Source organism: Cronbergia sp. UHCC 0137 (assembly GCF_034932285.1).
Taxonomy (GTDB): Bacteria; Cyanobacteriota; Cyanobacteriia; order Cyanobacteriales; family Nostocaceae; genus Cronbergia.
This window is the reverse complement of sequence record NZ_JAYGHC010000025.1, coordinates 1-23,151: the sequence shown is the minus strand read 5'-3', so window position 1 is coordinate 23,151 and position 23,151 is coordinate 1. Positions and strand designations below refer to the sequence as shown.

The 23,151-nt window shown below is 39.9% G+C and carries 13 protein-coding genes and 1 pseudogene; all 14 read left to right on the top strand.

Annotated elements, in window-relative coordinates; genetic code table 11:
* Complete coding sequence (locus tag VB711_RS14500; protein WP_323286811.1) at window positions 1–3,606, top strand: nuclear transport factor 2 family protein; 3,606 nt, start codon at window positions 1–3, stop codon at window positions 3,604–3,606.
* Between the two features lie 118 nt (window positions 3,607–3,724).
* A complete protein-coding gene (locus tag VB711_RS14495; protein WP_323286810.1) occupies window positions 3,725–5,215 on the top strand; it encodes a nuclear transport factor 2 family protein in 1,491 nt (496 codons plus the stop codon).
* 262 nt (window positions 5,216–5,477) lie between these two features.
* Window positions 5,478–6,230, top strand: coding sequence for a glucose 1-dehydrogenase (locus VB711_RS14490; RefSeq protein ID WP_416233578.1), 753 nt, complete (start codon window positions 5,478–5,480; stop codon window positions 6,228–6,230).
* Between the two features lie 69 nt (window positions 6,231–6,299).
* Entirely contained in the window at window positions 6,300–6,902 is a 603-nt protein-coding gene (locus tag VB711_RS14485; protein ID WP_323286808.1) for a DJ-1/PfpI family protein, read from the top strand.
* A gap of 32 nt (window positions 6,903–6,934) precedes the next feature.
* Window positions 6,935–8,755, top strand: a complete 1,821-nt coding sequence (locus tag VB711_RS14480; RefSeq protein ID WP_323286806.1) for an AGE family epimerase/isomerase — start codon at window positions 6,935–6,937, stop codon at window positions 8,753–8,755.
* A 169-nt stretch (window positions 8,756–8,924) separates the two neighbouring features.
* Entirely contained in the window at window positions 8,925–9,257 is a 333-nt protein-coding gene (locus tag VB711_RS14475; RefSeq protein ID WP_323286805.1) for an STAS domain-containing protein, read from the top strand.
* Window positions 9,258–9,395: 138 nt separating this feature from the next.
* Window positions 9,396–11,510 carry a glycogen debranching protein GlgX gene (glgX, locus tag VB711_RS14470; RefSeq protein ID WP_323286804.1) on the top strand — a complete coding sequence of 705 codons (2,115 nt, stop codon included), beginning with the start codon at window positions 9,396–9,398 and terminating at the stop codon, window positions 11,508–11,510.
* Window positions 11,511–11,556: 46 nt separating this feature from the next.
* Window positions 11,557–11,892 carry an STAS domain-containing protein gene (locus VB711_RS14465; RefSeq protein ID WP_323286803.1) on the top strand — a complete coding sequence of 112 codons (336 nt, stop codon included), beginning with the start codon at window positions 11,557–11,559 and terminating at the stop codon, window positions 11,890–11,892.
* 319 nt (window positions 11,893–12,211) lie between these two features.
* Window positions 12,212–13,306 carry a hypothetical protein gene (locus VB711_RS14460; protein ID WP_323286802.1) on the top strand — a complete coding sequence of 365 codons (1,095 nt, stop codon included), beginning with the start codon at window positions 12,212–12,214 and terminating at the stop codon, window positions 13,304–13,306.
* Window positions 13,307–13,310: 4 nt separating this feature from the next.
* Window positions 13,311–14,357, top strand: coding sequence for a hypothetical protein (locus VB711_RS14455; RefSeq protein ID WP_323286801.1), 1,047 nt, complete (start codon window positions 13,311–13,313; stop codon window positions 14,355–14,357).
* 443 nt (window positions 14,358–14,800) lie between these two features.
* Complete coding sequence (locus VB711_RS14450) at window positions 14,801–15,220, top strand: ATP-binding protein (RefSeq protein ID WP_323286799.1); 420 nt, start codon at window positions 14,801–14,803, stop codon at window positions 15,218–15,220.
* Window positions 15,221–15,387: 167 nt separating this feature from the next.
* Window positions 15,388–16,833, top strand: coding sequence for a PP2C family protein-serine/threonine phosphatase (locus VB711_RS14445; RefSeq protein WP_323286797.1), 1,446 nt, complete (start codon window positions 15,388–15,390; stop codon window positions 16,831–16,833).
* Window positions 16,834–17,334: 501 nt separating this feature from the next.
* Window positions 17,335–21,504: pseudogene (locus VB711_RS14440) on the top strand (glycerophosphodiester phosphodiesterase family protein); the annotation flags it as partial.
* Window positions 21,505–21,804: 300 nt separating this feature from the next.
* Window positions 21,805–23,151, top strand: a 1,347-nt coding sequence (locus tag VB711_RS14435) for a Calx-beta domain-containing protein (protein ID WP_323286796.1), incomplete at its 3' end; no start/stop codon positions are given.

Below are 23,151 nucleotides of genomic sequence, written 5' to 3'. Positions count from 1 at the left end.
ATGAAACAAGAAATTGCATCTAAAAATGCAGTTCTGGACGACCAAGAACTTCAAAAGAGTTTAAAACAGATCAATCCCAAGTTTGGTGACTTTTTGATTCGGGTAGCAGGTGAAGCCTGGAGTTTACCACTAATTGACCAAAAAACCAAAGCCCTAATTGCGATCGCTATTCATGTCGTCAATCAGGATCATTTGGGTTCTGGCAGCCTCTTTGCCAGCCACGTCAACACCGCACTCCAGCAAGGAGCAAGTCCTGAAGAAATTGAAGAACTACTGTTATTCCTCTGTGTTTATGCAGGTTTTAACAAAGTTGCGGCTTGCTTCCCTACCCTGAATTTGATCTTTGCTCATATCAACAGCACACCAAGGACAGCAGTAATGCTTGCACAGAGTAAAAAGGCAACCAACGCCGATTATTCAGCACGGGATCAAAAAGGGAAAGTAGCCTTCTACGTCCTCCTGTGGAAAAGACAAGGAATCTCCCTAGACCTATTTGATAATTACTGGAAAGACGTACACGGACCCGTCTGCGCCAGATTACCCGGACAATATCAATATTGGCAGTTTCATGTAGCCCATAACCAGGGGGGTTTCTGCCCACAGATACCTGGATTGGACTACAGTTGGGATCAAGAAGACAACTTTGATGGCATAGCCGAATTAACCTTCGAGAGTGAGAGCGATCGCCATATATGGTTCAAAGCTTCGTCTATATTAATGGATGATGAGCATAACCTGTTCCGCAAAGCGATCGGTTATAACAGCAGCCCTGGTAACTCCATCACCTACAAAGACGGAATCCCCACCGGCGACCCCAACGGTGACGTTGGAGCCATCAAATTTCACGTCATGGTCAAAAAAGCCGACGGCGTGAGTACAGAAGCCTTCCGGCAGTATCTCACAGGCACATTTGCCAGACATATCAGCAACAGTGATGCCCTACTCAAATTCAGATTGCACCTATTTGAAGAAGTAGACAACTCCCGACCAGATGCAGCAGGAGTCAGCCACTACGAACCACCAGCAAAACAATATCATGCCGCCTATGAAATTGCCTTTGCCAATCATTTAGAAAGGGAAAAGTTTTTCGCCTCTTCTGACTATGCTAGAGCCATTCAAGACGCTCCTAAATACATCAGACAAATCCAACCCTTTCCAGAACGCACAGCCTATACCTTTGTCTACGATGGCCAGATGACCTTAGCCGGTCAAAGAAGCGCCAAAGTTGCCGACTTAATTACTAAAATTGGTGCAGCCAATCAAATCAACAACGACATAGTTTCCTTGATGATTGGTGGCGAAAGTAATCATACCAATGGCAATGGTGCAAGCAAAAATGGTCATGATTATTCCCAATATAAACAACAAACAAGTTCCGATTTAGGTCATTTGTTACAAGGCGTGCAACACGTTGGCGTAACAGTTGAAGACATGAATAAATCCCTCGAATTTTACACCGAAGTTTTAGGAGGGAAACTTGTTGTTAGTGAAAACCAATTGGTAGGCGACGTAATTCAAAATACACTTTTTCAAAAAGAAGAATTAGAAGCCTACGCCCAAAATAAAAACTTACAAAGCCAGGATCTTCCCCAACTCAGAAGCGGCAAAGAAGACGCTTTAGATGTTAAATTCATCTCCTTTGGTAACACAGTTGTAGAACTGATCTATTTCAGAGACGCAGGAAAACTAGACGCTCCTCGTAGTTCAGTTTCCACCATTCCCTCCCACATTGGTCATGTCAATGCCATGCACATTTCCTTCAACGTTAAAGAAGGCGTTGATTTAAGTGAATTTGCCAAAGCATTAGAAGAAAAATGTCGGAATAGAGGGATGAATAATGTCATTTGTAACCGCATTGTTCACGTCAAATCCGAAGCAGAAAGAAGAGCCGTTGCCCTGAGATACAATTCCTTTAAATTTTGGAACGAACCAGAATCATTAGCAGCAGGTGAGCCAGAAATAGATTGGAGTCATGACCCAATGGAAGGCTGGTCATTATTTTACTGCAAAGGACCAAATGGAGAACAATTGGAATTTAACCAAGTTACCCGCAAGGTCAAAACCAGCTTCCAAACAGCAATGGAGGAATATAACCAAGCCAATGGAACATCCTTCACCTTTCCCGACAATATTGTAGGAAATGGCAAATCTCATCAGCTTAGTAATGGCAAATTAGATCATCAACAAGTAGCAAAAAACCAAATACAATTTACATTTAGTATTCCAGTGAATGCTGATTGGGAAAACGTTTGGAATGTAGTTTTAGACAAAATCGAAAACACATCACGCTACAATCCTGAAGCTCAAAATCCTCAAATTCTAGCGAGGTATAGCGATGGGATGATGCGGCAAATGAATGCCCTGGGCATGATCATCAAAGAAAGAATTACCATTAACAAAGCATTAGGCTCAATTACACATACCTTAGTAGATAATCCTTACTTTCAAGGACAAATCATCAATCAAGTTGTCCGACCCACAACTAATGCTCCCTCAACTATTAGCTATACCCTGAACTGGGAACCTTTGAATGAAGAAGGTCACAAAATAGCTGGCAAAATTCAAGAAAAACTCTACAACGCTATGCAGCAATCTGTACTTAGCGCCAAAGAATTTGTTGAAAAGCAAAAAGTAGCAGTAATAACAGATAGGAAAAACTTGATGAAAACTAAATTACCGGGGACTAATACAGACTTAGTAAAACGTTTGTTCTCCAGAGGAGAGGCATTTGATTCAGAAGGTTTTGTCACTTTCTTCACTGACACACCAGTGTACCAGTTTGGTAACTTCGATGTCTGTTTAGATAAAGCCTCAATTAAAAAATCTGCTGATGCCTTCTTCAGTCAAATTGACGCTGTTTACCACGAAATCAAGATGATTTGGGAAGCCGGAGATGTGGTATTCGTCGAAATGGACGTTGCTTACTGGCGTAAAGATGGTTCAATGATTTCACTTCCTTGTAGTGATATCTTCCGAGTTGAGGGAGATAAATTCAGTGAATTGCGGATTTTTATGGATGTAAATCCTGTATTTAACCCGCGAATTTGTGTACCTCAATCTGCTTCTGTGTTGACAATCAGTAAAGGACAGGAAATGATTGCTCCGGGAACAATGAGAAGACACTTTGCTGAACATCCTGAAGGTAAAGAAAGAGTTGCTCAAGGATTTGTACCTAAATGGGCAATTGCTGGACCTAAATGGAGTATAGGAACTGTGGAATCTGAAAACGGCAAAGCCTCCCCAGAACAATTAAAAGTAGTTGGTGAATTATCAGCCGCAATCATGGCGGAAGAATGGGAAAAGGTCAAGACTTATTTGACTGATGATCTGCTGTATAAAGTTGGTTCTGGTGAGCCAATGTATGGACCCAATGCTGTGGTCGATTTCTTTAAACACACCTTTAAAAATACAGCCAAATTCTATGGTCATGATGCCAGAAAAATTTGGATAGAACCAGATATCATCACCATTGAAATGGATGCTAAATATGAAATGGTGGGAAGTAAGAAGCACGTTAAAGTAGCTTGTTGTGATATTTATCGAATGCGCGGTAATAAGGTGAGTGAATGGCGGGTTTACGCTGATATGACCCCTTGGCAAAGCTAATAGGACTTACGCACAAGTCACTGAAAAACCAACCACAGAGGCACAGAGTTCACAGAGAAATGAGGTTTTGAGAGATATTTTGCCTAAGTCCTGATTAAAATAATTGAGGAGTATAGTGATGTCAAACAAAGTAATTGATCTGTTACAAGCAGCGTTTGATCAGCCAAATTTACAAGAAAAACTACATGGTGCTGACACAGCCGAGCAGTTTGTGAAGATTGCTAGAGAAAATGGTTATGAATTAAGCCAAGAAGAACTAGGAGCAGCACTTGGTAAAGTTCATTTAGTATTTGGCCAAGTTGTGGAATCAATGATGGGTGAATTGATGGCACAAGGCTCAAATGGTAATGGTAAAGTACCAACAACAGAAGCAATTTCTGGCACAAATACAGATTTAGTTAAACGGTTGTTTTCTAGAGGAGAAGCCTTTGATTCAGAAGGTTTTGTGACTTTTTTCACCGACACACCAGTTTATCAATTTGGTAACTTTGATGTGTGTGTGGATAAAGAATCAATTAAGAAATCAGCCGATGCCTTCTTCAGTCAAATTGACGCTGTGTACCACGAGATCAAAATGATCTGGGAAGAAGGGGATGCGGTTTTTGTAGAAATGGATGTGACATACTGGCGTAAAGATGGTTCAGTTGTTTCACTTCCTTGTTTTGATATCTTCCGAGTTGAGGGAGATAAATTTAGTGAATTGCGGATTTTCATGGATGTAAATCCAGTATTTGATCCTTCAATTCCAGTTCCCCCATCTGCTTCTGTGTTGACACTCAGCCAAGGTAAGCAAATGATTCCTCCGGGAACAATGCGGAGACATTTTGCTGAACATCCTGAAGGTAAACAAAGGGTAGCTCAGGGATTTGTACCAAAATGGTCAACTGCTGGACCGAAATGGGCTATAGATAGCAATGTGCCAATGCCATCGGAACAGTTACAAGCGATCGGTGAACTATCAGCCGCAATTATGGCGGAAGATTGGGAAAAGGTCAAGACTTATTTAACTGATGATCTGCTGTATAAAGTCGGTTCTGGTGAAGCGATGTATGGACCCAATGCTGTGGTCGATTTCTTCAAACACACCTTTAAAAATACCGCCAAATTCTATGGTCATGATGCCAGAAAAATTTGGATAGAACCAGATATCATCACCATTGAAATGGATGCTAAATATGAAATGGTGGGAAGTAAGAAGCACGTTAAGGTAGCTTGCTGTGATATTTATCGGATGCGGGGTAATAAGGTCAGTGAATGGCGAGTTTACGCTGATATGACCCCTTGGGGTGAAGCTGCTGGTAAAATCGTTGCTCTGGATAAAAACAAGAGTTCCCAAGTGTTCCCTATAATTGTGGTGTTTCAAGTAGAAACATGGAAGCAGCAAGAACTTTTGAATAATATTGTTGAGTACCTGGAAAGTTATGTGAAGCATCAACCAGGATTTATTTCCTCTACTTTACACAGGAGTTTAGATGGAACAAGGGTTGTAAATTATGCCCAATGGGAAAGTGCAGAGTTCTTTAAAAATGCAATGAGTGGTAAAATTCCATTACAAGAGTTCTCTCCAGATGGACATATGTACGAAATTTATCATCAAGCGATAACCTAATAGGTTTCTACAGTAGTTTGAGTGAAAACTAATTTTGCTCAAACTACTAACTCAAGTTGCTAGTTATCTAGTTGAGGCTGTTCAGTTAAGCCAGAAACTCTTTTTTAAACGTTCGCGTAGCGTGCCGTAGGCATAGCACAGAGGACACAGAGAAATGATAAGAATAAATTTTTGACTGAACTGTATTGTTTTTTAATCCTGTAAATCCTTTAATCCTGGAGATCCTGATTCAGACATTTTACTTATTAAGTAAAGGAGAACAATGATGATATTTGCTGAAAAAGTAGCCTTAGTAACAGGCGGAACTTCAGGAATTGGTCGTACAGCCGCAATTACCCTAGCCCAAAATGGAGCCAAGGTTTTAGTTGCAGGTCGTCGAGAAAATGAAGGTGAAGAGACAATAAATTTGATTAAAGATGTCGGTGGTGAAGCAATTTTTCATCAAACAGATGTCTCTAAAAGTTCAGATGTACAAGCAATGGTTGAAAAGGTAGTAACTACCTACGGTCGTTTAGATCTTGCCTTTAACAATGCTGGTATTTTAGGACAACCAGGACTTCTAGCTGATCAAAGTGAAGATTCATATAATCACATTTTTGATATTAACCTCAAGGGTCTATTCTTGAGCATGAAATACGAAATTCAGCAAATGTTGAAACACAATAGTGGTGTGATTGTCAATACTTCTTCAATTAACGGCTTTAGGTCAGTTGCACCAGGCTTGGCATTGTATAATACTTCCAAACAAGCCGTAGTCACCATGACTAAAAGTGTGGCATTTGAATATGCAGATTCAGGAATTAGGATCAATGCGATCGCTCCTGGTGGCATAGAAACAGATATGCTGAGAATGGCTAGTGGTGGACATACAGAAGCCTTTGCCCAAGCTATCCCCATGAAAAAACTCGGCAGTCCCTCCGACATTGCCAATGCCTTAATTTGGCTTTGTTCCGATGCTGCATCCTATATTACTGGTCACACCTTAGTCATAGACGGCGGTTTTCTAGCCCAGTAATTTTCATCTATTCAGACCACCCTCTTGATTCCTCTCTGCGCCTCTGCGCCTCTGCGTGAGACAAAAATAATGAAAACAGAAAACAAAGGCAAAATAGGTGTACTAATTGAAGAACATTTTGACGGTACAGAATTCCGCCGTTTTAATGAATATTTCCCAGAACAAGGTTATGAAGTAGAATATATTTCTCACCTGTGGGGAAACAAAGAGCTACACTTCGGGTCTAACCCAGAAAACGATCAAGTAGAATATCACGTTACTGTCACCACAGAAGTCAAAGACATTGATCCTGCCGACTATAAAGGGATCATTTGTATAGGTGCTTATGCAATGGATCGGTTGCGGTATCAAGCAACTGTGAAAAAAGGTGAAAAAAATCAAGCCCCAGCCGTGGTTTTTCTCAGAAAAGCAGCAAATACAGATAATCTAAAATTAGGAACAATTTGCCATAGTCTGTGGCTATTTTGTGCAGATACCGATTTACTTAAAGATCGGAAAGTTACCTGCGCCCATAACATTATCTGTGATGTAGAAAATGCTGGAGCGGAAGTTGTATATGAGGGAGATCAGACAGCAGATTTAGTCATAGATGGAAATTTGATTACAGGCAAACATCCAGGAATGGTAGACCAATTTATGGATGTTTTTGTCAAAGAGATTGAAAAAAATTAGCTGTTTAACTATTAACAACAAGAGGAAATATTATGACCACAAAGGTAGAATTTACCTTTTCAGATTTAATCGCTGGCTATGTAACCGAATATGACGGTAACAGCGACACCTTTGGACTAAAAACTTCTGATGGCAGAGAGTTCCAAGTTAAGATTAGTCCCATGGCTTTTGCTAAAGTAATTCAGAACTTTGACGAAGGCTATCCTGATGCGACTGCTGCCATGAGAGCGATGTTGTTACCTGGACGGTATTTATTTACTTATGGGGTATTTTATCCAGATAGCGATCGCTTTGATGCCAAACAGATTGTTTTTGCTGGTCGTCAAAGAACCGATTACGTCTTTGAAAAACAAGATTGGTGGGTGAAACAAGTCAACGCCCTGGGTAAATTTTACCTAAAAGCTCAATTTGGCGAAGGTGAATACGACTACCGCAACTATCGCACCACACTCAATCTAAGCGGCATTCAATCAACCACCAACTTCCGCCAAGAAACCGATACCATCTCCCGATTAGTATATGGTTTCGCCACCGCATTCATGATGACCGGCAACGATAGCTTCCTCAAAGCCGCCGAAAGAGGTACAGAATACCTGCGGGAACACATGAGATTTGTGGACTTAGATGAAGGCATCGTCTACTGGTATCACGGTATTGATGTCAAGGGAGAGAAAGAAGATAAAATCTTCGCTTCCGAATTTGGCGACGACTACTACGCCATCCCCGCTTACGAGCAAATTTACGCCCTAGCTGGACCCATCCAAACCTATCGCTGTACAGGCGATCCACGGATTATGGATGACACTGAGAAAACCATTAAGCTCTTTAACGAGTTTTTCCTTGATAAAACCGAAAAAGGTGGTTATTTCTCCCACCTCGACCCCCTCACCCTTGATCCCCGCAGCGAAACACTGGGACACAACAAAGGGACAAAGAATTGGAACTCCGTTGGCGATCATGCTCCAGCTTACTTAATTAACCTGTGGTTGGCTACAGGTAAACAAGAATACGCCGATATGTTGGAGTACACCTTCGACACCATCGAAAAATATTTCCCTGACTATGACAATAGCCCCTTTGTCCAAGAACGGTTTCATGAAGACTGGTCCCACGATCAAAGCTGGGGATGGCAACAAAACCGGGCTGTAGTTGGTCATAACCTGAAAATTTCTTGGAACTTGATGCGGATGCAAAGCCTCAAAGCCAAGGAAAGCTATGTGAATTTAGCCCAAAAAATCGCTGATTTGATGCCAGATGTGGGTAGTGATCAACAACGTGGCGGGTGGTATGACGTTGTAGAAAGAACCTTAGCTGAAGGTGAAGATAGCTACCGCTTTGTTTGGCACGATCGCAAGGCTTGGTGGCAACAAGAACAGGCCATCCTAGCTTATATGATCCTCACAGGCACACTCAATAACAAAGAATATCATCGTTTAGCCAGAGAAGCCGCAGCTTTCTACAATGCTTGGTTCTTAGATTTAGAAGAAGGTGGCGTTTATTTTAACGTTCTAGCCAATGGTATTCCCTACCTAGCTGGTGGTAACGAACGGGGTAAAGGTTCTCACTCCATGAGTGGTTATCACTCTTTTGAATTGTGCTATTTGGCAGCAGTTTATACCAACCTGCTAATTACTAAGCAGCCAATGGACTTTTACTTCAAACCCATACCCGGTGGATTCCCTGATAACATTCTCAGAGTATCACCAGATATTCTGCCTCCTGGTAGCGTGAAAATTGGTAAATGTGAAATTGACGGAGAACCTTACAGCAACTTCGATGCTGAGGCTTTAACCGTTACTTTACCCAAAACGAGCGAAAGAGTCAAAGTTAAGGTACAAATTGTGCCTGTATAGCAAGGAACAGGGAACAGGAAATAGGAAATAGGTAATAGGTAATAGGAAAGAAAAATATTTTCTCTACCTCCCCTGCTTCCCCTGCTTCCCCTGCTTCCCCTGCTTCCCCTGCTTCCCCTGCTTCCCCTGCTTCCCCTTCCCGAATACGAATTTAGTAAACTTTGGCAATATGGAAATTAACATCAAGACCATTGAAGACGTAAATGTAGCAGTGCTTGTAGGCGACATAGATGCCAATACAGCCCAAGAAGTAACTAAAGAAGTTTTGGCCTTAGTTACACCAAATAGTAAAATTCTCCTCGATATGACAGAAGTAGAATATATGTCCAGTGCTGGACTGCGAATGCTACTTTCTTTACATCGTCAAACCGCTACCAAAGAAGGCAAATTAGTCTTAGTAGGTTTAGTGGAAGAAGTACAAGATACTATGTCTGTAACCGGATTTTTAGAGCATTTTATTACCAGTGAGACTCTCGCCACCGGATTAGAATTACTCAAATAAAAATAGGACTTACGCACAAATCACTGAAAAACTAACCACAGAGGCACAGAGTTCACAGAGAAATGAGGTTTTGAGAGATATTTTGCGTAAGTCCTAAAAAAGTAAATCAGCCAATCATCTAGATTTCTTGAGAAAAATATGGAACGAATTGATATTCATCCAACGCATACTTACAAAGACTTCAAATTACGTTGCGGAAAACCATTTCCCTTCGGGGCAACCTTAGTACCAGGTGGGGTGAACTTCTCGATTTTTTCCAGTCACTCTACATCCTGTACTTTAGTCTTATTTAAGAAACACGCCAAAGAACCATTAATAGAAATTTCCTTTCCCGAAGCATTTCGGATTGGTAACGTCTATTGTATGACAGTTTTTGACCTTGATTACGAAAATTTGGAATATGGCTATCGGATGGATGGTCCCAATAATTTCCAGCAAGGTCATTGGTTCGATACCAGTAAAATAGTCATGGATCCCTACGCCAAAATTATTGGTGGACGGGATGTTTGGGGTGTTACTCCAGATTGGAATGATGTTTATCACCACCGTGCTAGAATTGCTTTTGATGATTTTGACTGGGAAGACGATCGCCCTTTAGAAATTCCCCCCGAAGATCAGATCATTTACGAAATGCACGTCCGCAGTTTTACCCGTCATTCCTCCTCTGGTGTGAAGGAAAAACATCAAGGAACCTTTGCCGGTATTCGCGAAAAAATCTCTTACCTGAAAGAGTTGGGTGTCAATGCTGTGGAATTGATGCCCATTTACGAATTTGATGAATTTGAAAACAGTCGTCCTAATCCCCAAACCGGTGAAACCCTATATAATTACTGGGGTTATAGCACCGTTGGCTTTTTTGCACCTAAAGCTGGTTACGCAGCCACAGGCAAATTTGGGATGCAAGTGGATGAATTGAAGGCACTGGTAAAAGAATTACATAAAAATGGTATTGAAGTAATACTAGATGTAGTTTTTAACCACACAGCAGAAGGTAACGAACATGGTCCAACAATTTCCTTCCGGGGGATTGACAATAAGACCTACTATATGCTTACCCCAGAAGGGTATTATTACAACTTCAGTGGAACTGGTAATACCCTCAACTGTAATAACCCCATTGTCCGGGGGATAGTATTGGATTGTCTGCGTTACTGGGCTTCAGAATACCATATTGATGGGTTTAGATTTGACTTAGCAGCGATTTTAGGACGGGATCCCTGGGGCGCACCCTTAGCAAATCCCCCTTTGCTGGAATCTTTAGCCTTTGACCCCATTTTGGCTAAATGTAAACTAATTGCTGAAGCTTGGGATGCCGGCGGTTTATATCAAGTAGGTTCTTTCCCAGCTTACGGCCGTTGGGCAGAATGGAATGGTAAATACCGTGATGGCATCCGTAAGTTTTTAAAGGGAGATGGTACAGTTGGGGACGCTGCCCAACGACTGCAAGGTTCTCCTGATCTGTATGCTTGGTCTGGTCGTGCGCCGGCTACTTCCATTAATTTTATCACTGCCCACGATGGTTTTACCTTGATGGATTTGTTTTCTTACAACGGAAAACACAACGAAGCCAACGGGGAAAACAACAACGATGGCACTAATGATAATGATAGTTGGAACTGTGGCTGGGAAGGACAAACAAACGACCAGGGAATTAATGCTTTGCGGCACCGTCAGATTAAAAATGCCCTAGCCATACTGATGGTAAGTCAAGGTGTGCCGATGATTCTCATGGGTGATGAGATGGGACGCACTCAATACGGCAATAATAATACTTATTGTCACGATAATGATTTGAACTGGTTAGATTGGAACTTGTTAAAGACCAATAACGACTTGTTTCAATTCGCTAAAAACTGTATTGCTTTCCGTAATGCCCATCCAGTATTGAGAAATCAATGGCATTTCCAAAATCGTGATTATGTCGGTAGTGGTTATGCAGATATTACCTGGCATGGTACAAGGGCTTGGAATGCAGACTGGTCTGCTGGTAGTCGCACTCTGGCTTTTATGCTGTGCGGAAAACACGCCAAACAGGGAACTGTCGAAGATAACTACATTTATGTAGCCATGAATATGCACTGGCAATCCCTGTGGTTTGAGATTCCTGGTTTACCTCTGGGTATGAAATGGCATATCTCAGCCAATACTGGCGCAAATCCTGATAGTTGGCGACCCGGTACAGAACCCGTACTAGAAAATCAAGGGGGATTACTATTGGGCGATCGCTCTGTAGTCATTCTAGTTGGTAAATAATCCAAATTTCCACTTTTTCTACAAATTTAACTACCAAGAGAAAATTATGGCTTTCACCGCAACTCTAGAAACCATTGGGGACATCGCTAAAATTACTGTAAGTGGAGAACTGGATGCAAATACAGCACCAGATTTAAAAGCTAAGATCGAAGAAGCTGTTAAGCAACATCCCAAACGTCTGGTTTTTATCATGGAAGAACTAGAATATATGGCCAGTGCTGGGCTGCGGATGTTAATCTTCGCTAAACAACAAATGGGTGCAGTTGATATTTATATCGTAGGCGCTCAAGAAAATGTTTTAGATACCATTCAAAAGACTGGCTTTGACCAGAGTGTTTATTTGCTAGATAAATACGACGCAGAAAAAATAGAAACTGTATAGCCATACATGCACTAAAAAAGAGCCTTAAAAATTGTCGTTGGGATAAGGCAGAAGGGGGTAGGGGCGTATTACAATACGCCCTTTTTTTTACTTATATAGGGGTTGCTTAATAAACCCAAAAGCCTGATAAATTCAAGGCTTGAAGCTCATAAAAAAGACGGTAGGTGCAAGGTTATAGCGTCTTGTGTCTGAAAAACCTTGCACTTTTGTATGTAGGTAAGAGGGGATTATAGTTTTCCTGAATTATAATTAACATAACAGTGAGTATTGAGTGTATAGTTAAAATATCTATATAAGTAGACAAAATATGGATCTATCTATGAAGTTCAAAATAATTGATATTCAAGAAGATACAAATCTTAATTGCTACTCTGTGCTTACAGTAGTGAGAATCCCTGATTTTATAGAATTTATCAATGATATTCATGAACAAAAAGGCAACCTTGATGAGCAGAGGGAAGTTTTACAAACTAGGTCTGCTAAAATTATTCGTAATCAAATGGTGGAAGATTTACTACAGGGAGGAATACTACCGCCTATTGTTTTAGGTAGTATTTCCACTAACAATATAAATGAAGATAATTTTTATAAACTAATTAAAAAGAAACAAGATATCAGTATTTTAGATGGGATGCAAAGAATACAAGCCTTAAAAGATGCTATAAAACACCGAGAGATTAATCATAATCTTAGAGTTGAATTTTGGTTTACTCAAGATGAAGCTGCTTTATTATATAGAATGTTGGTACTTAATTCTGGTCAAATTCCTTGGGGACTTGATAAACAACTAGAAATAGTTTTTAAGCCAATTATACAAAAGTTAAAATCTAGATTCCCTAGTTTAGAATCTTTGATATCAACACAAAAATTATATAAACAAGCAGAAATTGTTGAATTATTTTTAGCATTTACTTCTCGAAAAGTAAGAATTAACAAAAAACAACAATTAGCTGAATATCATGCTGCTTTAGATATTATGAGTCTTATCAGAGAAAAATCGGCACATATTATTGATAAATTTGAAGAAATTTTTATCTTGATGACTGAAATTGATCAACTACTTTCAAAGATCGAAACTCGCTATGTTTTTAATGATCAAATTGTAAGAGTTGGATTTATGGTAGCTTGTGCAGAAAAAATTTTTGGTTTATTGGGAAGCAATGTTGAAAAAAACCATGCACAAGTAGAGGATAATTTTAACAATATAATTTTAAAATTAAAGAAGCTTAGAGATAAAATTCAAGTTCAGGATATTCAACAAAATCATACTTTTCTGGCTTTGGATACTTTAACAGAAAAATTACGTTTTATTCCTAAAGAGAAGCATAGACAAGCTTTTTTAGATGCCTTTAAAGTGATTTTTTCTGAACCTGAAATTAACTCTTTTGCTGTTTGCTGGAATAAAATGTACTAAAAATATGAGCAGAACAATAAAAATATCAATTGAAAATGTTATAAACAAAATAAAATCTGTTGTTACTACACAAGAAAACTACACTATTGATGGTGATGATACTTGTATAGATTGGTTGACATACATCAAAATTGATAATAAAGTACGTTTATTTCCTGATTTTTATAGTGCTTGGCTTACTTATAAAAATGATAATTATTTGGTATTAGTTAATCATAAATTTTTACCTCCAAGTCCCAGATTTTTAAAAGAAGAAGATATTAATTCAGGTTCTTGGGTAGCCATTATTGATGAATTAGATTTATCTGTTAAAAAAGATCCTGATATATCAATATTAGACGAGATTTTAGACCATGAGTGGAAAATTAGTGAAAAGGGATATAAAGAAATCAATATTGAGAAAGAAATTAATGGATTTGGCTTAAAAGATTACTTTCCAAGTATTGCTTTATATAAAATAATTAGCAGGTTTTCTCAAAAAGAAGAATTAAGTCAAATTACAGGTATTGTATTAACCGAAAGTAAAGGTTATTGTTTGTTACCATATATTCCAGAAGTATTGCAAGAGTTTAAAAATATATTCGATAATGGAAACAAATATATTCCTTTTGAAAATATTTTGGCGAGTTATGTAGCTTCTGATTTTAAATTTGCTTATTTGGACTTGTATAGGTGCATCGAAAGATTACAACCTCTGTATTTTTTCAAGCCTTTTTATGATAAATTGGGATTGACGGGTAAATCTCTTGAAGAATTTTATAATGATTTTTTTGAAAATACAAAATTAGAACCTAGATTTCAAGATTCTTTTAAAAAGTTGCTGGAATCAATAAATATAGATTACCGATATAAATATCCTAACAAAAATAATGAACAAAATACTAGCCCTAGTAGTTATTTGAATAATTTGAGAAATCAAATAGTTCATTTACGCCCAAACCAAAAAAATGATTTATTACCTGAAACCCCTGATGATTGGAATTTTTTAATATTAGATATGCTAAAAATAGTTGAAGAACTTTATAAGACTAATCAAGATTTGTTAAACTAGGCTTAGAACAAATGTAGTAAAGTGAAAAGAAAAAGCAGAAGATTTCTTTAATGAACTATTTAATAAATTCAAGTAAGAGAACTTATAAATTATCACTTGAGCGATCGCTATTGATCTGAATTTCATCCTCCAAAGCCTGAAACAACCTAATTTCGTTTAAACACATGACGGTCAATTTGTACAGTGCGTAAATCCTACAGTTTTATTGATCTTGTTCTCAGTTATAATGTTTATTAATGTCAATACAAAAAGTTATTCAATATACTTATTAATCAAGGAAATTCGTGAACTCGAAACAAATCTTATGTTTTCAAGATACACTCTTTTTACATTTACCGAGTAGATTTATAATTTCAAGATAAATTGACTGCGACTAAAAATCGCACAAGTTGTTTCCCTCTCAGCAGTAAAATGACTGAGTTTCCCACTTACCTAGTATTTCTATGAAAAGTTTAACAGTATTGGGAACATTAGACTCTTTGAGTGCGATCGCTCAATTCGTTATGGAAGCCGCAACATCTGCCGATTTGAATAAAAAAGCTGCCTATAAATTGCGGTTAGCAGTGGACGAAATAGCTACCAACATCATTACACATGGTTATGATGAAGCAGGATTAACAGGAGAATTAGCCCTTTCTGCCGAAATTAATGAGTCAAACTTAACCATTTCCATTGAAGACACTGGCCACGAATATGATCCCACTAAAAAGGTAAGTGTGGAAGAAGAAGAGTTTAATAAATCTTTAGAAGATCGCCAAATGGGTGGATTAGGCGTATTTTTAGCCCTAGAAGGCGTAGATCAGTATCTTTATGAGCGCGTGGGCGATCGCAATCGCAATATTTTCATCGTTAATTGCAAATAGGTGGTACAATACTTAAATTTAAATTACCTAAGTTAAGCAATTAAACAAGCTTAATCAAAATCAGTTCTCTATCAATTCAGGTGTAGTTTATCAAACAAAGGTTTCAAACATCTATTTAGGACAACTCAGTTTAAATCGACAGTTTGAATCATTGGGTGCGGGGAAATATGGATTTTAAAAATCAAGACGAAGAAAGCAATTATAGTGAATTAGAATCACTGCGTCGGGAAGTAGCAGAACTCAGAAATGAAGAAGCTGCTTTTAAAGCCCAAAGTAAATTGCTAGAAAAGTTAGTGGCAATGGCACGGTCTTCTACTGAAGGAGAGGTGCTAAAAGAGGCTTTACAAGCTACTTTAGATGTTGCTACCGACCAAACAAACTCAGAAAAAGGCAGTCTATTTTTACTTGAGCCTTCAGGCAAAGTATCCGACGCAATTTTATCACGGACAGAAGTGACACCAGAAAGGCGGAAAAGTCTGATCGGCAATGTGATAGATAAGGGACTCGCTGGTTGGGTAGTCCGTAATCGTCAAGTGGGATTGATTATAGATACCGATCATGATGATCGCTGGTTGACATTTCCAGATCAGCCTTATATTGTCCGTTCTGTTTTGGCCGTACCCATCCTCAGAGGTGAAGAACTGCTAGGAATTATCACCCTCCTACATTCCCAACCAGGACACTTTACTGAAGAAACTGCTAGATTAATGCAGCTAACGGCTGATCAAATGTCCCTAGTCTTAGAAAATGCTCGTCTTTATTCTAAACTGAACAAATATTCTAAAGCCCTTGATGCTGAATTAGAAAAAGGGCGACAAATTCAAATAGATTTTCTACCTTATGAACTCCTAAAATCGCCCAAATGTGAAATTGCGGCTTGCTTCCATCCTGCCAGACAGGTAGCTGGAGACTTTTACGACACCTTTGAGATCAATGGTAACAAGAATAATCACATAGGGCTGGTAATTGCTGATGTCTGTGATAAAGGTGTGGGTGCAGCACTATTTATGGCTTTGATGCGGAGTTTAATTCGCATATTCTCTTCAGAAACTCAATGGCAAGGTATAGCCAATCAAATTTTAAAGGAAAAACAGCCTGTTCCTGATGGATGGATTGGTAAATCTACATCTACCAATTTAGCTCACATTAACGCTCTGCAAGCAGTTCACCTCACTAATCAGTATGTATCTCAAAATCACTGGCAATTGAGTATGTTTGCAACAATGTTTTTTGGAGTTTTAGAACCAGAAACAGGTTTAATTACCTATATCAACGGTGGACATGAACCAGTTTATATTATCAACAATTGCGGCATTAAAAAAACACTCAAATCAACTGGTCCAGCAGTGGGAATGATGCCAAATATGAAATTTAACGTCCAGCAAATACAGATGGAACCCGGTGATATATTGCTTGGTTATACCGATGGAGTAACGGAAGGAAAAAACCCCGATGGTAAATTATTTACAGATAAAAGATTGCGATCGCTCTTAGAACAGCCTTACAATTCGGCTGAAGAATTACTCAATAATATCAAAACCCACTTGTTTGATTTTATCGCCGATGCACCACAGTTTGATGATGTCACCATGTTAGCTGTAAAGTGGTCATAATAAAACCAATCTGTTTCAGAAGGCAGAAGGCAGGAGGCAGGAGGCAGGAGGAAACCCACCCTTAAAAGAGTGGGATTGTATACTTGAGAAGTCCATAATTTGCGCTTTTACATCCATAGGAATTACGGAATATCAAACCGCAGAGGACGCAGAGGACACGGAGAAATAAGAGTTTGAGACGTTTTTTGCATAAGTCCTAATCCATATATCCTTTTTAAGCAAAAGCTCAATTTATGCCCTTGCGAAGTATAATAAGGACGGGCAGGATGCCCATGCCACAAGATTGGATCATCTTTTTTTGTGGACTTCTCTAATATCCGTTAATCTTTTTAATCTTTTATTTAACCAGTTATTTTATACAAGTTATTGTTCTCTTAAACTACGAATGGAATTATTGATATCGCTACATCAGTTATCAGGGTAAGTCTGGCCTTTTCATCCTCATTTATCCATTCTGAATAGCAGTCAATAAAATAACCGCAGCTTAAAAACATGACTGAATTAATAGGTTTCGCATCCTTACCTGCTAATACAATTGGTGATGGACCCCAATCTGGTACTCAGATCACGGGTAACACCAACGGTGTAACAGTTCCTTTCTCTGGACAACCAATTCAAGGTTTCAGTGGTGTACAATTTGCTGATAGCAATAACTTGTACTTCCTTTCAGATAACGGTTACGGTAGTAAAGATAATAGTTCAGACTATTTGCTACGGATTCATCGCGTAGATCCCAGCTTTAAGGGAACAGAAAATGGCGATGGGCAAAGCCCCGCCGAAGGCGATCGCACTGTTAAAATTTTAGACTATATTCAACTATCTGACCCTAATAACAAAGTTCCTTTTAAAATTGTCAATGAAGGAACTAGCGAAAGATTACTAACCGGTGCAGACTTTGATCTTGAATCTTTTGTCTTTGCTGAAGATGGTACAATCTGGATTGGGGAAGAATTTGGACCCTATTTACTCCACTTCGATGCTAGTGGTAAATTGTTAGCTGCTCCCATACCTACCCCTAAACTAACAACATTAAATACCCTAGATGGTAAAGCACCCATAGTTATTGGACACCGTGGTGCTAGTGGTGAACTACCAGAACATACTATAGGCGCTTATAAGCTGGCAATTGAACGCGGTGCAGACTTCATCGAACCAGACCTAGTTTCTACTAAGGATGGTGTATTAATTGCCCGTCATGAACCTATGTTGGATGATACCACCAACGTAGCAGAGGTGTTTGGTGCAGATCGCAAATCTACCAAGATGGTAGATGGTGTAGAATACACTGCCTACTTTGCTTCTGATTTTACCTTAGCAGAAATCAAAACCCTACGGGCAAAAATGCCCCAAAGCTTCCGTCCTCAAGTATTTAACAATTTGTATGAAATTCCTACCTTAGCGGAAATCATCGAATTGGTTCAGCAGATAGAAGTACAAACAGGTCGCAAAATCGGTATTTATCCAGAAACCAAACATCCAACTTTCCACGATGAACTGGATTTATCTTTAGAAGAACCCTTAATTAATACTCTCAAAGAAACTGGGTTTACAGATCCTGAAAGGGTATTTATTCAATCCTTTGAAGTCAGCAATCTCAAAGATTTGAACGACACAATTATGCCAGGGGCTGGTGTTGATTTCCCCTTGGTACAGTTATTGGATGCCTATGATGTTGCCCTGGACGGTTCACTGATTTATCAAGATGTCAACGCCCGTCCCTACGATTTTACCGTTAACGGTGACACTCGCACCTATGGAGACTTGCAAACACCCGCCGGATTAGCAGAAATTGCTGAATATGCCGATGGAATTGGACCTTGGAAACGGATGATTGTTTCCGTTAAAGGTGTAGATGCTAACGGTGACGGTGCAGCAGATGATGTGAATGGTGACGGTGTAGTTAATGATGCCGATAAAACCATCCTTCCTGCCAGTTCCCTTGTCCAAGATGCCCATGCTAACGGTTTGTTAGTACACCCCTACACCTTCCGTAACGAAGGACGTTATTTAGCCTCCGACTATAAGGGCAACCCAGAGGAGGAATTTAAACAATTCATCAATTTAGGGGTTGATGGTTATTTTACCGACTTCCCAGGCACAGGAGACGCAGCCAGGGATAAAATTGTGAGTGAGTTGGTGCGATCGCCCCAAAACCCAGCCGTTTTAGCTAAGACTGAATTTAACACCCTCAGTGGTAATGCACCGATAGTAATTGGTCATAGAGGTGCGAGTGGTTCACGGCCAGAGCATACCTTAGAAGCGTACAAATTAGCGATCGCTGATGGTGCAGATTTCATCGAACCCGATTTAGTAGCCACCAAAGATGGTATACTCATTGCCCGTCACGAAAACGCCCTAGCCATTCTCAATGCCGATGGTAGCGTCAACCGCACAGATACCAGCACCGATATTAATGAACGTCCAGAATTTGCCGACCGTCTCACAACCAAAGTCGTTGATGGTCGCACCATCACAGGTTGGTTTACCGAGGATTTAACCCTAGCAGAAATCAAAACCCTCAAATCCATTGAACGTCTACCAGCCCTGCGGGGGACAAGATACGACAACGACAACCTCAAAGTTCCCACCCTCAGTGAAATCATTGATTTAGTCAAACAGGTAGAAACAGAAACAGGTCGGAAAATTGGTATCTATCCAGAAACCAAACACCCTACTTTCTTTGCCACAGAAGGAACACTTTTGGATGGAACAACCCCAATTAACACCAACTTGGGTGAACTACTTGTTAATACTTTAGTAGCTGAGGAGTTTACTGATCCTAACCGGGTATTTATCCAATCCTTTGAAGTTGGTAATCTCCAAGAACTAAATGACGTTATCATGCCTGCGGCCGGTATTGACCTACCATTAGTTCAATTATTTGGTGGAGCAACAGGAAGACCTTACGACTTTGTAGTTAGTAACGACCCCCGCACATACGGCGATCTTACCACACCCGCAGAACTGGATAAAATTGCAGACTACGCTGCTGGTATTGGTCCTAGCAAACGGTTAATTATTCCCGCTAACACCGTAGATGCAAATGGTGATGGTCAACCAGATGATTTAAATAATGATGGAACAATTAACGAAGCCGATAGAGTCCTGGGTACTCCTACAACCCTAGTCCAAGATGCCCATAATGCCAACTTGTTAGTACATCCCTACACCTTCCGCAACGAAGGACTATTCCTCGCATCAGACTACGCAGGAGACCCCAAAAAAGAATACGAACAGTTTATCGAATTGGGTGTTGATGGTTATTTTACCGACTTCCCCCGTACAGGTGATTTAGTTCGTGACCAATTCGTGGGAGAACAAATTCTCCCCAACCTTGCAGGTTCTAGAGGATTTGAAGGATTAGCTATTAGTCCTGATGAAAAAACCCTCTATCCATTATTAGAAGGAACAGTGTTTGGTGATCCAGTTGGTTCGCTGCGAATCTATAAATTTGATGTAGATTCTAAGCAGTACCAAGGATTGCAAGGTTTCTATAAAATGGAAAATCCCAATCACGCTATTGGTGATTTTGCCGTCATCAACGATAATGAATACTTGGTGATAGAAAGAGATGGTGGTCAAGGAGAAAATGCTCAGTTCAAGAAAATCTTCAAAGTTAACATCTCCCAAAAAGATGCTAACGGCTTTGTTGAGAAGGTAGAAGTAGCAGACCTCTTAAATATTCAAGACCCCAACGACTTAAATGGAGATGGTGAAACTACCTTTGATTTCCCCTTTGTCACCATTGAAAATGTGATAGTAATCGACAAAGACACCATTTTGGTTGCTAACGATAACAACTATCCCTTCTCGGTAGGTCGTCCTCCAGCGATAGACAATAACGAAATCATTCTGTTAAAGTTAGATCAACCCCTCAATCTTGCTCCTGGTGTGGGTCAACCTCAACCAGCAGTTATCAACTTCGGTAGCACTGGTGATGATAACCTAGCAATTCAACCCAATCAAACCTTCTTCAGTGGAGATGGTGCAGACACCATCAATTCAACCGATGATAATACCATCTTTGCCGGCAGTGGTAATGACTTGGTGTTAGTTGGTAGCGACTCTGCTGTCTTTGCTGGTGGGGGTGATGATAGTGTGTTTATCGGTCAAAATGGCACAGCCAGCAATACCAATGTCAACGGTGGTGAAGGTAATGATACTCTGAAAATAGTTGAAAGCCAAACTGCCAATCAATTATTTGGTGCTGCTGGTGGGGATAATCTAGAAGTAGTCCAGGGTTCAGGTCAAATGCTCTTTGGTGGTTCTGGCAATGATACCTTAACCAGTGGTGGCGAGCAAAACCGTCTGTTTGGTGGTTCTGGAGATGATAAACTCTACTCCAACATGAATGATTGGTTGTATGGTGGTGATGGCAATGATCAACTGTTTGCCGGTCAAGCAGGTGGTAATCGTTTAACCGGTGGTAGTGGTGCTGACCAGTTCTGGATTGCTAATGCTAGTTTACCAACCAGCAAGAATATCGTGATGGACTTTGTTCCAGGAACAGATGTGATGGGACTTGGTGGTATTGGTGTGACTCAGTTCAACCAACTGACATTAATGCAAGATGGTAATAACACCTTAGTGAAACTCGGTACTACCGAGTTGGCATCATTGATGGGAATTACATCTAGTAGTCTTACATCTGCTAACTTTGTGTTTGCATAGCCTCCTCCCTTGCGGGACTAAGGTATTGTAAATCCGGGTTTTACCCTTCCCTAACCCTCCTCTTGCCAAGGGGAGGGAACTAAATTTCCAGTTTCTTCGCTCCTTTGTGAGGGGTTTAGCGTCACTGAAAATTTAAAAATCATGTATGCCAAAAAAGAAATCACACATCCGAATCCAAAAAATATTCAGTAATTCATTTGATCTTAATATATTCATAACGTTTTAATAGTGATAAATTAATATATTTATGAGATGTCTATTGTGTGTATTTAATAAATCTTGTAGGTAATAGGGATAATTATGGCTATTAATGGTACTGCTAATAATGATGAGTTGTTTGTGCAGACAGGAAATGAAGAAGTCTTTGGACTAGAGGGAGATGATATTTTAGATGCTTCCAACGGTGCAGGAAATAACACTCTTGATGGGGGACCTGGGAACGATCGCCTTTTAGCCAACAATAATGATATTTTAATAGGAGGCATAGGAGAAGATAGTTTATTTGCCGTAGGCAGTATAGGTAAGAACAACCTGAATGGGGGAGAAGACAGCGATCGCCTTTTTGTGCTAGAAGGTAGTGAGAATGAACTAGAAGGTGGAGCAGGAGACGATGAGCTAGTTGTATCTGGTGGAACAGGGAATAATATTCTCCGGGGTGGTTTGGGTCAAGATATACTAAATGCCAGTAACCCAACAGGGAATAACATTTTAGAAGGTGGCGAAAATAATGATATTCTGATTGGTGGTGTAGCGAGCGATCGCTTGTTTGGTGGATTAGGTAACGACCTACTCTTTGGTGGCAAAGGAGGCAGCGAATTAACAGGAGACGCAGGTGCAGACCGTTTCTATCTCACCAGTGCAGCTATTCCCGATGTACCTGTGGTAGTCAATGACTTTACTCAAGGAGATGATAAAGTCATAGTTGCTGGCATCCCCCAAGTTAAACAATTTTCGGACTTGATCCTAGAGCAAACTGGAGACGATACAACAGTTAAGGCTAATATCAACGGTACTGTCAGAGAATTAGGAATTTTAAGAGGTATCCAAGCTAATACACTTACTCCTGACGATTTTGGGTTTGAGACTTCTATTTTTTCCATCGCTTCAGCATCAGCAGAAGAAGGAAGTGCAATTACCTTCACCATCACCCGCACAGGAGATACACAAGCTAATCAAAGTGTAACTGTATCCACAGCCATAAATGAAGGTGATACAGCTAGTACTAACGACTTTACAGCTAAAACTGAAACCCTCACCTTTGCCACAGGAGAAACAACCAAAACCTTCACAGTTGCCACAACAGAAGATAGTCTGTTTGAAGCAGATGAAACCTTTAGTGTGACTTTAAGTGATGCTTCAAGTGAATCACTTATTAGTCCTACCGCAGGTGCAGCGAAAGGAACTATAACTAATGATGACCCAGCGCCAGTATTTAGTATTGCTTCAGCATCAGCAACAGAAGGAACTGGAATCACTTTCATCATCACCCGCACAGGAGACGCACAAGCTAATCAAAGTGTAACTGTATCCACAGCCATAAATACAGGTGATACAGCCAGTAATACAGATTTTACAGCCAAAACCGAAACCCTCACCTTTGCAACTGGAGAAACAACCAAAACCTTCACAGTTGAAACCACACAAGAT

Bases quoted from the DNA above. Each gene is read 5' to 3' on its own strand.
- glgX (WP_323286804.1), top strand. From the start codon at position 9,396: ATGGAACGAATTGATATTCATCCAACGCATACTTACAAAGACTTCAAA.
- VB711_RS14450 (WP_323286799.1), top strand. From the start codon at position 14,801: ATGAAAAGTTTAACAGTATTGGGAACATTAGACTCTTTGAGTGCGATC.
- VB711_RS14485 (WP_323286808.1), top strand. From the start codon at position 6,300: ATGAAAACAGAAAACAAAGGCAAAATAGGTGTACTAATTGAAGAACAT.
- VB711_RS14455 (WP_323286801.1), top strand. From the start codon at position 13,311: ATGAGCAGAACAATAAAAATATCAATTGAAAATGTTATAAACAAAATA.
- VB711_RS14480 (WP_323286806.1), top strand. From the start codon at position 6,935: ATGACCACAAAGGTAGAATTTACCTTTTCAGATTTAATCGCTGGCTAT.
- VB711_RS14465 (WP_323286803.1), top strand. From the start codon at position 11,557: ATGGCTTTCACCGCAACTCTAGAAACCATTGGGGACATCGCTAAAATT.
- VB711_RS14495 (WP_323286810.1), top strand. From the start codon at position 3,725: ATGTCAAACAAAGTAATTGATCTGTTACAAGCAGCGTTTGATCAGCCA.
- VB711_RS14445 (WP_323286797.1), top strand. From the start codon at position 15,388: ATGGATTTTAAAAATCAAGACGAAGAAAGCAATTATAGTGAATTAGAA.
- VB711_RS14460 (WP_323286802.1), top strand. From the start codon at position 12,212: ATGAAGTTCAAAATAATTGATATTCAAGAAGATACAAATCTTAATTGC.
- VB711_RS14490 (WP_416233578.1), top strand. From the start codon at position 5,478: ATGATGATATTTGCTGAAAAAGTAGCCTTAGTAACAGGCGGAACTTCA.
- VB711_RS14500 (WP_323286811.1), top strand. From the start codon at position 1: ATGAAACAAGAAATTGCATCTAAAAATGCAGTTCTGGACGACCAAGAA.
- VB711_RS14475 (WP_323286805.1), top strand. From the start codon at position 8,925: ATGGAAATTAACATCAAGACCATTGAAGACGTAAATGTAGCAGTGCTT.